Origin of the sequence: Leptolyngbya sp. FACHB-321 (assembly GCF_014695975.1) — a bacterium.
In the GTDB taxonomy this organism is placed as follows: Bacteria; Cyanobacteriota; Cyanobacteriia; order Leptolyngbyales; family Leptolyngbyaceae; genus Stenomitos.
Genome location: NZ_JACJPI010000010.1, coordinates 31,201 through 46,297 on the forward strand (window position 1 = coordinate 31,201; position 15,097 = coordinate 46,297).

Genomic DNA, 15,097 nt, shown 5'->3' on the forward strand with positions numbered 1-15,097 from the left:
CTTAACCATGTCTGTTCAAAATTAAGCACAGTAATCCTTGAACATGCAAGTGTTGCTCAATGTTACACAGCAGCTTTCACACAAGCAATATATTGCCACTCCTCAAAGCCTTGGCATAGCTGTGCTCCTTCGCCTTGCTCTCACTCTGGGTTGATGCGAGTTTGCCGCCCGATGATTCAATCCCTCGTGCTGCCGATGTTCTATGCTCGGTCTCACTCGTTTCTTTGCGGCTTTGTCACGCTTCAATTTGTTGGTGACCATTACCCGTGGCATGCACCCTTGTCTCTTCAACCGTATCCTGATGTCGTTGTAGCAATACCTTCAGTACGTTGCCCTCAGAAGCCACCGCCCGTCATAGATAATATGGGCTGCCCTTTGAGCTGCACCACCGCTGCATCGAGATGCCACTTAGCCGCAATGTACAGACGTTGACATCGCCTTTGGCTGGCAGACTGCTGCCGGCACATCTAACACCCTTCCCGCATCGTTTCGTCAGTCACTACAAGCCCTCGCTACAGTGGCATCTTCGCAAGATCCCGGTCGCTCAGCGGCAAGGTGTAATCAAGCCAACAAACACAGTAGTCGTTAATCATTTCCGGGGGAACCGATAACGAGAGTGCAGGGACAAGCAGTCGCGCACGCAGTGGCATCAGTACGATGATTCTAATTTCTGATTAAGCTGACAACACCCTAATATGCCATCTTCCATGTGAATGATCCGATCAGCAACATCTAAAATTCGATTGTCATGAGTTACCAACAAAATTGTGCAGCCTTGCTCTTTGGCAAGAGCTTGCATCAGGTTGACCACATCCCGACCCGATTTGCGATCTAAAGCGGCAGTGGGTTCATCTGCCAGCACCAGTTTGGGACGGTTGACCAGCGCTCGGGCGATCGCCACTCTTTGCTTCTGTCCACCCGATAACGCATCAGGATAGTAATTAATGTGCTCTCCTAAGCCGACCTGTTCTAGCATTGCGATTGAGCGCGCTTTCATCTCTGCAGGGGCTAACTCTCGATGCAATTCCAAACCCATTTTGACGTTTTGCAGTGCGGTCAAACTGCCATGCAGGTTGTGTGCCTGAAAGATGTAGCCGTGATGTTTGCGGGCTTGCGTTAGTTGTTGAGGGGTTGCTCCACGAAATTCTTGCCCCAGGACTTGTAGACTGCCAGATTGGACAGACCGCAACCCCCCGACCAGCGTCAGCAAGGTTGTTTTTCCAGAGCCGGAAGGCCCTGTCATGATCACAATCTCACCTGTGTTGATGGCGAGCTTAAGCTCGAATAAGACTTGCCTACGCAGTTGACCTTGACCAAAGTAGTGATCAAGCTTTTGAACCGAAATAGCGATCACCATTGTTTGTTCCTAAAACATATCTGCTGGATCAGCGGACTGTAGTTTGCGAGTAGCGATCACTCCTGAAAGCGCACACATCACAACCGTGAGCACGAAGACAAACACCGCCCTTGAGGCCGTCATATAAATCGGTAAAGCGGTTGCGTTCGCAGCTAAGGCATACAGTCCTAACGGCAAAATGGCACCGGGAATAAAGCCGAGAAAGGCCAGGATAACTGCTTCTTCAAACACGATGCTCAGTAAATAGACATTGCTATAGCCCATCGCTTTGAAGGTGGCATACTCCTTCAGGTGTGCATTCACGTCGGTCGATAACACTTGATAGACAATCACAACGCCGACCACAAACGCCATGGTGGTGCCGAACCCAAAGACAAAGCCAATGGGGCTGGTAGTTTTCCAATAGTTTTCCTCAAATTGCACATACTCCTGAGCCGTTAGCACACGCACATCTTCGGGTAAATGAGCTTTCAAGGCAGCGGCGACTTGTAGTGGATTAGAACCCGGTCTGATCCGAATTAGCCCCAGGCTAATACTGGCGGCATCGCGTCGCGGAAACAGACGGAGAAAGGTTTGATCGCTCACCATCAAGTTAGCATCGGCACCAAACGAAGCTCCTAAGCGAAACAATCCGGCAATCGTGAGGGTGCGGCGATCAACTTCGGCAGTGACTGGTTTTCCTTGATTTACTTGGGCGATCACCTCGGCATACTGACCTTTGGCACCACGATCGAACAGCGCTGTGTCCGGTAACTTTAGTTTGTTAAGTTGTTGATGGACTTCCGGTAGGTTAAAGGTTGGCTGCTCGGGCGCAAAGCCGAACACTCGCACATTGGCGTTGAGGCGCGTTTGAGGATTTTTCCAAGCGATGCTGTTGACGTACAATGCAGTTGATGTTTGGACACCCGGAACATCCTTTGCCTGGAGCAACCGTCGCCGTGCAAAGGTCGATGGATTTTGTAAATTCAGGGCTTTGGGACTGAGCAAGACAATGTCAGCTAACATAGCGCGAATAACACGAGTATTGCTGTCATACAGCGCATTCTGAAAGCCAAGCTGCATAAACATCAGTACATCGGCAAAGGCAATCCCTGCTAGTGCCACCAGCAAGCGACCTTTTTCATGACGCAGTTGCAGCCACCCGAGGGGAGTACGGCGCTGGAGTTGTTGCAGCAATCCCATCATTGTGCAATCACCACCTGCACTTGCAGATTTGTGAATTTAGCAGCTTTTTGACTGGAGGTATTGTCTAAGTTGATCTGCACCTCAACGACCCTGGCATCAATATTAGCGCTGGGATCGGTATTGACGATCGCTTGTCGGCGTACTTGAGACCCTACTCGCTCAACCGTTCCGGTTAATTCACCCGGAATTGAATCACTTGTGACCCGCACTCGTTGCCCAACCCGAACTTGACTGACATCGCTTTGATAGACTTCTGCGATCGCTTGCATTTGCTGCGTTTGCCCAAGCTCGGCAATGCCATCCGTCGAGACAACTTCGCCCGCTCGCGTGTGAACATCCAGCACTTCACCATTGGCAGGAGCACGCACTAAGGCTTGCTCAAAACTTGCCTTTGCCTGTTTGCGGGCTGCGATTACACGCTTCAATTCTGCTTGAGCCGAACGCACATCGACAGGGCGCACTGCAGCAATTTGATCCAGCGTTGCTCTAGCTTTGTTCAATTCCTGCGGAGCGGTAGAACGAATCTGATCGAGAGTGAATTGCGCTTCTTGGACAGACTTTTGAGCCGTGTCTAATGCTAAACGCCTGCTGTCACGTTCAGACGCTGAAATTGCGCCTGCCTGATACAGCAATTGATAACGATTGAACTCAGTTTGGGCATTTTGCCACTCTGCTTGCAGCCGAGCGACAGTTGCTACTTGTGCGGCAATACTGCCCTGGTGTTCTGCACTCAAGCGCTCAATTTCTGCTTGCTGGGTCTTGATTTCACCTTGTTTCGCACCGGCTTGAACCACGTCCAGTTTGGCGTGCGCCACGTTCACTTGTCCCTCAGCTTCTTCGAGGGCAGCTTGGCGCTGATCATACGAGTCCAGAATCGCAATCACTTGACCGGCTTTAACGCGATCGCCTTCTTGCACTAGCAAGCGATCGACTCGATTGCCTTGACTTGACATTGGAGCGGAGAGCTTCACGACTTCACCCTCTGGCTCTAACCGTCCCAATGCCGTCACAGTCTGAATAACAGGGGTGACCACAGGTGTAACAGCCGCCTGTTGCACTGATGCCATTCTCAAGCCATACACCGTGGCACCGACGCCTAGCAAGAATACCCCAGCGAACGCAACGCCCCGCTGTGGTATCACCTTGATGAACTGCTTCCTGTCCTGAGTCGTACCTTGCATAAATGAGGGACTCCTGAAAATGTAGAAATTAACCCAGTTCAACAACCTCATGGCAGTAAGCTTTGGGATCGTTTAGGGAACAACTGGGAGAGGGCAAGGCCATGTCGTTAGCGGATCAGCAAGCCCTTGAGCAATTTGTGGTTTGAACCGTGTCCTTTTGCATTGTTTGGAGCCCTACCAAGCTAGGCTAATCGGCTTAGCTCAGTAGGGCTCCAAATGTAATGATGAAGGAGTAGAGTTTTTTACTTTTCTAATCCCGTGCCAGCCTGCCCCCTTTGTAAGTCTTCCCAAATGGTCAAGCATGGTCACTCCATACTGGAAAACTGTAAGTCTTCCCAAATGGTCAAGCATGGTCACTCCATACTGGAAAACAACGGTTCAAAGGCCAAAATTGCGGACACTAATGCGTTGAGCGACCAACGAAAAAAGTAATCCACCCAGCGACACTTGCTCTTATCGATCAGTTGTTGCTGAAACGTCTTTCACTGGTTGGCATCGCTCGTGCTGCTCAGGTTTCTGAGCCATGGCTGCAAACCTATGTGAATGAGAAGGTGCGCCGCCAAGTGCAGGTAACACTAAAAAAAGGGTCGGCTAACGCTTCAAGGTGATGAATAATTGTCGTTTGTCGGCAATAAAGGCAACAAGCAGTGGGTTTGGTTAGCACTTGCTATAGACACACGTGAGACTGTGGGTGTCTACATGGGTGCACGCGATGAAGCGGCGACTCACAAACTATGGGCAGTGGTAGAAAGACTCCGAAACGGGAACGTAAACTGATGTTCGACCCAGCTATCTTTCAGGAACGCTTTCGCACCATTGAGCGAGTGTTTGCTTGGGAAGATAAATTCAAGCGCTTACTGCTGCGCTTTGAGCGGATCAGCAAGCTGCACTATGCCCTAAAAACCCTAGCTTACACGATGATCAATTTTCGGCATTTCTGCTAGGGCTAATCCTTTTGTTTGTCCTTCATCCTCTTGGAGGTCTCTGCGACAGAGACCCAGATTTGTCATGCTTTGAAAACCGGACTCGGGGCAAAAGCCGTAGCAAACGATTCAACTCGATCGTTCTGGTGCTTTAAAGGCTCAATTTGACCTTGCTGTTCATTACTTCAACTCAACTTTGGAGCAAAACCCGCTACCAGTTGAGAGCCGCCGCCGCTTGGTTACGATCACTCTCGGTTTAAATCTCGACAATCAGTCCATGATGTACCAACCAGACATGGTGCTGATACTGACCATCGTCATGTATCTGATTTCTGGCGCGAGCGCAACTTGCAACCTGTAATCTGCCAACCCTGCTGATATGTTTTGGTCAGAATTTTGGTTAGAAGATAAACACGTATGGTGTTAGTAAGAGTATTTTGGGCAAACTAAACACAAGAAAGTGCATTACCACCCTAAATCTATGGCATCAGTACTGCTTTGCGATAAGCACCTCCATTGGGCGACAAAGCAATCCCAATGCACATTCAGGTGGTTAGGTTCCTTAGAGACAGTTTCTTGGGACATTGCGGGAATTCAAACAAAGCTGAATACGATCAAGAAGCCTTGCTATATTGTTCGACAGAATGGGGACATTGGAGTAACCCATGAAGGCACAATTCAAGAAACTGATTCACATCAAGCCATCGAAATTCTAACTGCTGTATCACCTATCCATACACATCAACTGGGTGATTCACGGTTCTGTTCCGCTCATGGTACTAAATACGCCTACATGGCTGGTGCCATGGCGAACGGTATTGCCTCAGAAGAACTTGTGATTGCTCTAGGTAAGACTGGAATCCTCAGCTCTTTTGGCGCTGGAGGCTTGGTGCCCGATCGCATCGAAGCAGCCATCCATCGAATTCAACAGGCATTACCGTCAGGACCTTATGCCTTCAACCTAATTCATAGCCCGAGTGAAGCCGCGATCGAACGCCGTACTGTTGAACTCTATATCAAGCATGGCATCAAAACAATTGAAGCATCTGCATTTCTGGGTCTGACTCCCAGCGTTGTACATTATCGGGTCAGCGGTTTGCAGTTAAGTTCCGCTGGGCACATTGAGATCAACCACAAAATCATTGCGAAAGTGTCGCGGGCAGAGGTTGCGACCAAGTTTATGAGTCCGGCTCCTACGAAAATTTTGCAGCAATTATTAGAACAGGGGCTCATTTCAGAACAACAGGCAAAACTGGCTGAAACCGTGCCCATGGCAGACGATATTACTGTGGAAGGGGATTCCGGTGGGCATACTGATAATCGTCCGATAGTTGCCTTATTGCCAACCATTTTGCAACTAAGACACGAGATTCAGGAGAAATACCGATATGAAACGCCTATTCGCGTGGGCGCTGCGGGTGGGATTGGCACGCCTCACTCAGTTCTAGCCGCGTTTATGATGGGAGCAGCATACGTCGTCACGGGCTCGGTGAACCAAGCTTGCGTGGAGGCAGGAACCTCCGCACAGGTGAAGCAGCTACTTGCCCAAGCCAGTATTACGGATATGGCGATGGCACCTGCCGCCGACATGTTTGAGATGGGTGTGAGACTTCAAGTCTTGAAACGGGGCAGTTTCTTTCCCATACGGGCGCAAAAGCTGTTTGCTTATTACCAGAAATATGAAGCCATTGAAGAGATTCCTTTAAACGAACGGCAACAACTGGAACAACAGATTTTCAGGAAAGACTTGGATACTGTTTGGCAGGAAACTGTTGCTTATTTCCAACAGCGCGATCCCGATCAAATTGCCCGATCGATCGATCATCCCAAACGTAAAATGGCGCTAATTTTTCGATCGTATCTAGGGCAGGCTTCCCGTTGGGCGATCACGGGAGATGAATCCCGGGAAGCAGACTATCAAATCTGGTGTGGTCCGACGATGGGGACCTTTAATACTTGGGTAAAAGGCACTTATCTGGAACAGCCAGAGAATCGTCGAGTTGTCGATGTGGCAACTCATTTGATGCAGGGAGCCGCAATTCTATACCGCTTGCAAATGCTGAAATTGCAAGGGTTAGAACTGGCACCTCACTACTTCCAGTATTTACCAGAACCCTTCTAGAGGGATGCCCTATGAATCGAGGTGTCGAGTGTTCCTTTCCCTCGCCGGTTCTACAACGACTACTGCAACTGCACCAAGACATTAATCAATTACAAACACAGATCGAACAAGGTATTGGACATCAGTCTATGCAACCGGAACAATCATCAGAAATGGAAGTTTTGAGTACGAAAATGAACCAAACACCGATCGCGATTGTTGGTATGGCAAGTCTTTTCCCGCAATCGAAGGACTTGCAAGCATACTGGACTAATATTGTTCAAAAAGCTGATTGCATTACAGACGTTCCTGCTTCTCGCTGGAATATTGATGATTACTATGATCCAGACCCAACTGCACCTGACAAAACCTATTGCAAACGGGGTGGCTTTCTTCCTGACATTGACTTTAACCCAATGGAATTTGGCTTGCCGCCGAATATTTTAGAAGTCACCGATATTGCCCAAATTCTTTCTCTGGTGGTTGCTAAGCAAGCCCTGAAAGATGCAGGCTGTGACCAGGCAACGGAAGCGGTGCGCGATCGCATCGGTGTGATTTTGGGAGTTGGCGGTGGGCAGAAGCTAATCACTCCCTTAACGGCACGGTTGCAGTCTCCCATTCTGGAAAAAGTTTTGATCAGCAGTGGCTTATCGCAAGAAGAAACTCAAACCATTGTAGAAAAAGTCAAGCTGGCCTACATTGGCTGGGAAGAAAATTCCTTTCCTGGCATGTTAGGAAATGTGATTGCTGGACGAATTGCTAATCGTTTAGATCTTGGTGGCATTAATTGCGTGGTTGATGCGGCCTGTGCAGGGTCACTCAGCGCCTTGCAGATGGCACTCGATCAACTCTCCAGTGGACGGAGCGACATGATGATTACGGGCGGGGTTGATGCTGACAACTCTCCCTTCATGTATCTCTGCTTTAGTAAAACCCCCGCCTTTACTAAACAGGATCAAATGCGCCCGTTTGATGCAGCATCCGATGGCATGCTCGTCGGTGAAGGGATTGGCATGATGGTGCTGAAGCGGTTGGCAGATGCAGAGCGGGATGGCGATCGCATCTATGCCGTCATTAAAGGCATGGGCGCGTCGAGCGATGGCAAATATAAAAGTATTTATGCACCACGTCCCTCCGGACAGGCAAAAGCCTTGCGTTGTGCCTATGAGAATGCGGACTGTGACCCCAGTAGTGTGCGGTTAATCGAAGCGCACGGTACGGGGACTGCAGCCGGAGATCCCGTTGAGTTTGCGGCTCTACAAGAGGTATTGAGTGAGGCGAACGCAGAGGTACAGGCGATCGCTTTAGGGAGTGTCAAGTCACAAATTGGTCATACCAAAGCTGCTTCTGGAGCTGCCGGCCTAATTAAAGCTGCATTGTCTCTGCACCACAAAATCTTACCGCCCACGCTGAATGTCACTCAGCCCAATCCCAAACTCAATATCGAACAATCGCCCTTCTACTTGAACACTGAGCCACGCCCCTGGATGCGAAGTGAAGCGGACCCACCCAGACGAGCCGGGGTTAGTTCCTTTGGGTTTGGTGGCACCAATTTTCACGTAGTGCTGGAAGAATACACAGGCAAACAACCGCAAGCTTATCGGTTACATCAAGTGCCTGCAATTCTCCTATTTGCAGCCAATGATCCTGCTCAATTACTGACCCAATGTGAAACAGTCTGGACAAAATGGCAAACTGATGCAGCGGAGAAACACTACCAGGAATGGGTCCTCGCCAGTCGGGTAATCGCGATTCCCGCCACATCTGCCCGTCTAGGCTTTGTTGCAGCTAGCTTGAGTGAAGCCAGACAACTGTTACAAACCGCGATTCAGACTCTGAAACATCAGATGGCGGTTGATTTTTGGCAGCATCCTCAAGGGATTTGTTATCGCAAGGCGGGCATGGATACGGCAGATAAAGTGGTGGCGCTATTTCCTGGTCAAGGATCGCAATATCTCAATATGGGACGAGAGTTAGCGCTCAATTTCCCCGCTGTCCAACAGAGTTTTGCCACTATGGATTTGTTGTTCCAACGGGATCAGCTATCTCCCATTTCTCAGGTTGTCTATCCGCGCCCTGTCTTTACCACTGCTCAACAGCAACAGCAGACCGAGTCCTTGCAGAAAACAGAACATGCCCAACCTGCGATTGGGGCATTAAGCATGGGACTGTACAAAATCTTGCAACAAGCTGGCTTTCAGGCGGATTTTGTCGCTGGACATAGTTTTGGCGAAGTCACAGCCCTATGGGCAGCAGGTGCCTTAAGTGATGCGGATTACTGCTTCCTAGTGAAAGCTCGCGGTCAAGCATTGGCAGCACCCGCACATCCCAATTTTGATGCCGGTGCCATGTTATCCATCACGGGCGATTTAGAAACTATTCAAAATGTGGCCAAAAACTTTCCCAATGTACTGATTGCGAATTGGAATTCCAATCAACAAATTGTCTTAGCTGGAGCCACGCCAGAAATTGCCAACATTGAGCAACGGTTTACCGAGTTTGGCTGTTCCGTCACCCGCCTACCTGTTTCTGCGGCATTCCATACGCCGTTGGTGAGTCACGCCTATCAACGGTTTGCTCAAGCACTGCGAATTGTCAACTTTAACCGTCCGAGTGTACCTGTTTACTCCAATGTGACTGCCGAGCCTTATCCAAATAATGCAACCGAGATCGGACAAACGCTGGCTTCTCAATTACTCAATCCCGTACACTTCAAGCAGGAGATCGAAAAGATTTATGCCGCTGGTGGTCGCATTTTTGTGGAGATTGGTCCTAGAAGCGTTTTGACTCACCTGACGCAAAATATTCTGGAGGGTCAACCCCATCTGGCGATCGCATTGAATCCCAGCCGCACCGGAGATAGTGATCGTCAGTTCCGCACCGCAGTAATGCAGCTGCAAGTTGCTGGATTGCCCCTGAAAGATTTCGACCCCTACGGATTGGAACCAGAACCCGCTGTACCCACCACCAAGAATGGGATGACCGTTCGCGTAAATGGAGGCAACTATGTCAGCGAAAAGACCAGAACCGCGTTTGAGCAAACCTTGCAGGATGGCTATCAAATCTCAAGACAGCCCCAACTTCTGACGCAACCTGTTACCCCATCAGTAGTGCGTCCTACTGTTGCAGTCCCGATCATGGTACAGCAAGTGGTAGAGCTACAAATTGAGCCGCAGCTCGTTCCATCTGTGCGATCGCCAAGGGAGGAACCTAAGAGAGCTTTATCTCAGCCACAGATCGATGTTACTCAGTTCATCGCACCAATGCTGCAAATTGTGAGCGAGAAAACGGGCTATCCTGCTGAGATGTTGAGCCTGAGTATGGATATGGAGGCTGATCTTGGCATTGATTCGATTAAGCGAGTCGAAATTCTGGGTGCGATGCAGGATCAATACCCTGAGTTGCCACCTATGCAGCCAGAAATTCTCTCAGAATTGCGGACGTTAGAGCAAATTGTGGACTATCTAGGTCAGCAAAAAGTTAATTGTGAAAACTCAGAGTCACCCACAATCGTTCCAGTCAACAAAGCAGTTCCATCAATTTCAACGCCTTCGGTAGGAAACTCTCCAAGCACTGTAAGTGTAAAGCCACAAAAAATATCGTTTGACTTGTCTCTGATGCAGACCTTACTCGCGATCGTCAGTGAGAAAACAGGATATCCAGTTCAACTGCTGACGCTTGAGATGGATATGGAGGCGGACTTAGGGATTGATTCCATTAAGCGGGTGGAAATTCTGGGCGCAATGCAAGATCAGTTTGCTTCCCTATCGTCTGTAGAACCAGAAGCACTGGCTGAGTTGCGCACCTTAAGTCAAATTGTGCAACATCTGGGACAACAACCAGAAAGCACCACAATGATGAGGGCAACTGAAGCACAGTCTGTTGCCGTTGAGACCAGTGTTCCCTCGCTATCAGCGCAGCCTCTGGTCGCCCAGTCAGCTCTCTTAGGACCCGCGCTTGCTAGTGTCACAACCGCTCCTGAATTAATCGCCACTCCTGCTTCAGCGTTGGAACCTAGTCAATTGGTCTCACCGTTATTAACCATTGTTAGTGAGAAGACAGGGTATCCATCTGAGATGCTGTCTCTTGAGATGGATATGGAAGCCGACTTGGGAATTGATTCGATTAAGCGAGTCGAAATTCTAGGCGCGATGCAAGATCAATTCCCAGATCTACCGGCTGCAAATCCTGAAACCTTGGCGGAGATGCGTACGCTAGCACAGATTGTCGAATACATGGGGCAGTCCCAAGTTGCCGGATCACATCCAGTTAGCAGTTTGGCTCCTGTTGCGTTCGCAGCACCGACGATGCCAGTCACAATTCCAGCGATCGCTCCAGAGCCGTTTGAAGTGGCTGCATCGACGATCGTCCTCAAGCAACTTATTGCAGACCTGTTAAACATCGTTAGTGAGAAAACGGGTTATCCGGCTGCCATGCTGAATCTGGCGATGGATATGGAAGCCGACCTAGGAATTGATTCGATTAAGCGAGTCGAAATTTTGGGCGCAGTTCAGGATGCGTTCCCAGATTTGCCCGCTGTTGATCCGGAAGCATTAGCTGAGATGCGAACGCTAGAGCAGATTGTGCAATACATGGGGCAACAAGCTGCTACAACTGAAAAAAAAAAGGCCATAGTCTCTGAAGCACCTCCTGTATTCAAGTTGCCAGAAGAGACTTTGATCCAGCGGGGAAAAGCGACCTTAACCCCGCTACCTCCACCCGATTGGTTAGACTTTTCCCTGCCAATTCAATCTGTGTGTTTAGTTACGGATGATGGTAGCCCGTTAACAGGGCAATTGGTGCAGAAATTAACGACCCAGGGCTGGCAGGTTGTTGTATTGAGTTTCCCAGAAACGTTGGTAGCACAGCTACAACCTTCCACTTTGCCCATTCCGCGCATTGTGCTGAAGGATTTGAGTGAAGCCCATTTGAAACAGCAACTTGATGCCGTTACTCAACAGTATGGTTCTATTGCCGTATTTATTCATCTGCAGCCACGATTCGAGACTAGTTCTATAGCTGCCATACCAAAGCGATCGCAAATAATGCTGCATCATCCAGCAGCAACGGCGACTTTAAAGCACCTGTTTTTCATTGCAAAATACCTGAAGCGATCGCTGACGGAAGCGGCTAAAGATCATCGCAGTTGTTTCCTAACGGTGACACGCTTGGATGGCGAATTTGGATTAAAGTCTGCATCGTTAAACAGTGCAGATATGCTCAGTGGTGGACTCTTTGGTCTGACCAAAACTTTGAATTTAGAATGGTCTCAGGTCTTTTGTCGGGCGATTGATATTGCACCAGATTATTCAGTCACCACTGCAGCACAACAGATTGTGCAGGAATTGCATGACCCCAATCAATTAATTGCGGAAGTGGGCTATGGTGCTGCGGGTCGAGTCACGTTAACCTGTGGGCAAGCGATCGAATTGGCATCCACCAGACCTATGACGATTGATCGCCACCCCGTGTTTTTAGTCAGTGGCGGTGGTAAGGGCATTACGGCTCAATGTATTACCCACCTTGCCTGTTATACCCACTGCAAGTTCATCCTAGTGGGACGCTCTGAACTCATTGCAGAACCCAACTGGGCAGAGGGGGTCGAGCCAGCCTCAGAACTCAAGCAGCGCGCGATCGCTGCACTGATGGCAGAAAACCCTAAAACAACCCCTGCTCAAATCCAAAAAGCGGTAAATGCGGTATTGTCACATCGGGAAATTACAGCCACGTTGCAGGCGATTCAGCAGGCGGGTGGTGAAGCTGAGTATCTAAGTGCCGATCTGACTCAAGTGACGGATTTACGCCCTCGCCTTGATACAATCATCCAACGATTTGGATCCATTACAGGAATCATCCACGGTGCAGGCACTCTTGCGGATAAGCTGATTGAAAATAAGTCAGAACGGGATTTTGATCGGGTTTACACGACCAAAATTGTGGGTTTAAACACGCTTTTGGCTAGTGTGGATAATAACCAACTCAAACATCTGGTTTTGTTCTCCTCAGCAGCAGGATTCTACGGCAATATTGGTCAGTCTGACTACGCGATCGCCAATGAAATCTTGAATAAGTTTGCCCATCAGTTCAAACGCCAGCACCCGGACTGCCATGTGGTTTCCTTCAACTGGGGACCCTGGGACAGTGGCATGGTTACACAAGAAGTGAAGCAGATCTTTGCTCAGCGCAAGATTGAGGTGATTCCGACAGAAATCGGCACTCAGGTGTTTGCGTATCAACTCCTACAAGGCAATCCCGAAACCGTACAGGTTCTGGTGGGTAGCCCTTTAGCCGTCCTGGCTGCCAGTATGGGTGGAGACCTCAAAACCTACTGCATTCGCCGTCGCCTGTGTCTATCAGATAATTCATTTCTGGCTGATCACACTATTGGTCAACAGGTTGTGTTGCCAGTCGTTTGTAGTGCTGCCTGGGTCGCCAATACCTGCGAACAACTGTATCCCGGCTATCGCTTTTTTCGCTGTGGGCAGCACAAAGTCTTCAAGGGAATTGTGTTTGATCAATCCTTGGCATCTGAATACATCCTCAGTGTCGAAGAAGTGAACACGGACCAACCGGGCGAGATTCAATTGAAGACCATGATTTGGAGTCAATTACCCAGTGGTCAACCCCGCTATCATTACAGCACAGACATTACTCTGGTGCGGACGCTGCCCCCGGCTCCACGCTATAAATCCTTTGATTTCACCCCCGATCCGGCGATCGCCAAACTCGCAGCATATCAGGATGGCACGTTGTTTCATGGTCCCAGCTTTCAGGGCATTCAGCGCGTTCTCAACCTAACCCCGCAACGACTGACCCTGGAATGTGTGTTGCCTACAGTCAGTTTTGACCAGCGGCAGCAGTTTAGTGATCAGGCGCTGGATGCGATCGTCCAGGATATGTCCTATCAGGGCCTCCTCATCTGGGTACGCCAGTTTCATCAAGCGGGCAGCTTACCACTCAGTTGTCAAAAGAGTGAGCAGTTTGAGGCTGTACCGGTCGGGCAACCATTCTACGTCTCCATAGAGATTGTATCCAGTACATCTACGAAGCTGGTAGCAAATGCTGTGACCCATGATGCCGAAGGGAAAGTCTATTCCCAAATATTCGGTGCAGCAGTAACGATTAGCCAACAGTTGAATCGGTTATTTGGCGTGCCGGATACAACTTCTGCTGGTTTCCCCCCTGCACTCCATCCCAGCTTATTCAGCTAGCGTTCTACCCAGAGAAAAATTATGAGACCCTTGTTTTCCAAACGCACGCTATCCGACAGCGATGATCTCACACTCGTCGTCGAGAGACTTCGCCTCAGAGCCTATGCCAGCTTCTTGGTCGTTGTGCTTGTCGGCATTCTACTGACGAATTTATTCGCCAATATTGACTTGAATGACAGCCTACTCATGCAAGTGTTTGGGTTCAACAATATCTGTGTGTATTTCGACTACCCACCGTCTACTTACGTCCTTCCCTTTTTATGGGCGATTACGCTCGTCTTGATGCTCCAGTACATGGTGGCGCACTGGCTACAAATGAATGCACAAGTTGAGCAAGGCACCTTAAATCGGAAGCTATATAGAATCTTGACCCGCATGAAATTATTCGAGGCATTCACAGTGGTGAGCTTCTCGACGATCTTTGCGGTTAGTCCTGAGGGGTGGAACCACACGTTATTCATCCATACAGCGCCATTCTTTCTCTTGCAGGTCGGTCTTGTTTCGCAGGCTATATCCAACACGCTTCACGGCACAAAATCAGGTTACTGGCGTCGGCTAGGGCTTCCTGCTTGGTTCAACAGGGCCGCGATCATGTATTGCATCCTTTTCAGCATCATTGTTTTTTTCAAGATTCTCTCAGCAACGAACGCAATGGCAGGCAGCCCATGGTGGCATCAAACTGACATGTTGAAGAGGGTTGCCCAAGGCTTTGATCGCATGTTCTTTTTCCTCGCGGTCGTTGTGCCAATGGTCAAGATGGCGTACTTAGCGTACTACAGAAGCGAAAAGCTGGAAGTCGTACACCTAACGGTAAATTCAATCAAACAAGCATTGTTGCGTAAATCAATTCAGTAAGATCAAGGGTTTCAGCGATTTAAAACCGATAAAAATCAAAATTGTGGCTTCTTAAACGTCTGAAATCTTTATCTAGTAGCGAGCATTCATGCAACAACGTTGATCAAACGTGAGATCAATCATGTGCTTGGTGTGAAGATGGGGTTACTCAACACGAACTAAATCGAATTCTTAACAATAAGTTGATGAACAATGTTCAGTTTTCAATTGAAGAAGTAGATTCTTTTAGTGTTAATGAGAAATCGGGAAAGTTTCAGCTTGTCGTCGTTTAAAAATCTTTTTGC

7 protein-coding genes are annotated in these 15,097 nt (G+C 49.0%); 4 read left to right on the top strand and 3 right to left on the bottom strand.

The window, feature by feature from the left end:
- Positions 1-649: 649 nt before the first annotated feature.
- The 3 genes from H6F76_RS00540 to H6F76_RS00550 are packed head-to-tail and all read right to left on the bottom strand — an operon-like array spanning position 650 to position 3,723.
- Positions 650-1,357: a DevA family ABC transporter ATP-binding protein gene (locus tag H6F76_RS00540; protein ID WP_190505009.1), complete on the bottom strand. Its 708-nt coding sequence runs from the start codon at positions 1,355-1,357 to the stop codon at positions 650-652.
- A 9-nt stretch (positions 1,358-1,366) separates the two neighbouring features.
- The gene (gene devC, locus H6F76_RS00545; RefSeq protein ID WP_190505011.1) at positions 1,367-2,542 is read right to left on the bottom strand and encodes an ABC transporter permease DevC; all 1,176 of its coding nucleotides are present in this window, start codon (positions 2,540-2,542) and stop codon (positions 1,367-1,369) included.
- Entirely contained in the window at positions 2,539-3,723 is a 1,185-nt protein-coding gene (locus H6F76_RS00550) for an ABC exporter membrane fusion protein (protein ID WP_190505013.1), read from the bottom strand. The genes devC and H6F76_RS00550 overlap by 4 nt, the downstream gene beginning before the upstream one ends.
- A 776-nt stretch (positions 3,724-4,499) precedes the next feature.
- On the opposite strand from H6F76_RS00550, the gene H6F76_RS00555 reads away from it, so the two are divergent.
- The 4 genes from H6F76_RS00555 (at position 4,500) to H6F76_RS00570 (ending at position 14,813) form a co-directional block, all read left to right on the top strand.
- On the top strand, positions 4,500-4,667 hold the full coding sequence (locus H6F76_RS00555) for a hypothetical protein (protein WP_199305108.1): 168 nt from the start codon (positions 4,500-4,502) through the stop codon (positions 4,665-4,667).
- A gap of 460 nt (positions 4,668-5,127) precedes the next feature.
- Positions 5,128-6,768 carry a PfaD family polyunsaturated fatty acid/polyketide biosynthesis protein gene (locus H6F76_RS00560; RefSeq protein WP_190505015.1) on the top strand — a complete coding sequence of 547 codons (1,641 nt, stop codon included), beginning with the start codon at positions 5,128-5,130 and terminating at the stop codon, positions 6,766-6,768.
- An 11-nt stretch (positions 6,769-6,779) separates the two neighbouring features.
- Positions 6,780-13,958, top strand: a complete 7,179-nt coding sequence (locus H6F76_RS00565; protein WP_190505017.1) for a type I polyketide synthase — start codon at positions 6,780-6,782, stop codon at positions 13,956-13,958.
- A 21-nt stretch (positions 13,959-13,979) separates the two neighbouring features.
- On the top strand, positions 13,980-14,813 hold the full coding sequence (locus H6F76_RS00570; protein ID WP_190505020.1) for a hypothetical protein: 834 nt from the start codon (positions 13,980-13,982) through the stop codon (positions 14,811-14,813).
- The last annotated feature ends 284 nt before the right edge of the window (positions 14,814-15,097 follow it).

Excerpts from the sequence above, each read along its gene's own strand:
- H6F76_RS00540 (WP_190505009.1), bottom strand. The coding sequence starts at position 1,357 with ATGGTGATCGCTATTTCGGTTCAAAAGCTTGATCACTACTTTGGTCAA.
- devC (WP_190505011.1), bottom strand. The coding sequence starts at position 2,542 with ATGATGGGATTGCTGCAACAACTCCAGCGCCGTACTCCCCTCGGGTGG.
- H6F76_RS00550 (WP_190505013.1), bottom strand. The coding sequence starts at position 3,723 with ATGCAAGGTACGACTCAGGACAGGAAGCAGTTCATCAAGGTGATACCA.
- H6F76_RS00555 (WP_199305108.1), top strand. The coding sequence starts at position 4,500 with ATGTTCGACCCAGCTATCTTTCAGGAACGCTTTCGCACCATTGAGCGA.
- H6F76_RS00560 (WP_190505015.1), top strand. The coding sequence starts at position 5,128 with ATGGCATCAGTACTGCTTTGCGATAAGCACCTCCATTGGGCGACAAAG.
- H6F76_RS00565 (WP_190505017.1), top strand. The coding sequence starts at position 6,780 with ATGAATCGAGGTGTCGAGTGTTCCTTTCCCTCGCCGGTTCTACAACGA.
- H6F76_RS00570 (WP_190505020.1), top strand. The coding sequence starts at position 13,980 with ATGAGACCCTTGTTTTCCAAACGCACGCTATCCGACAGCGATGATCTC.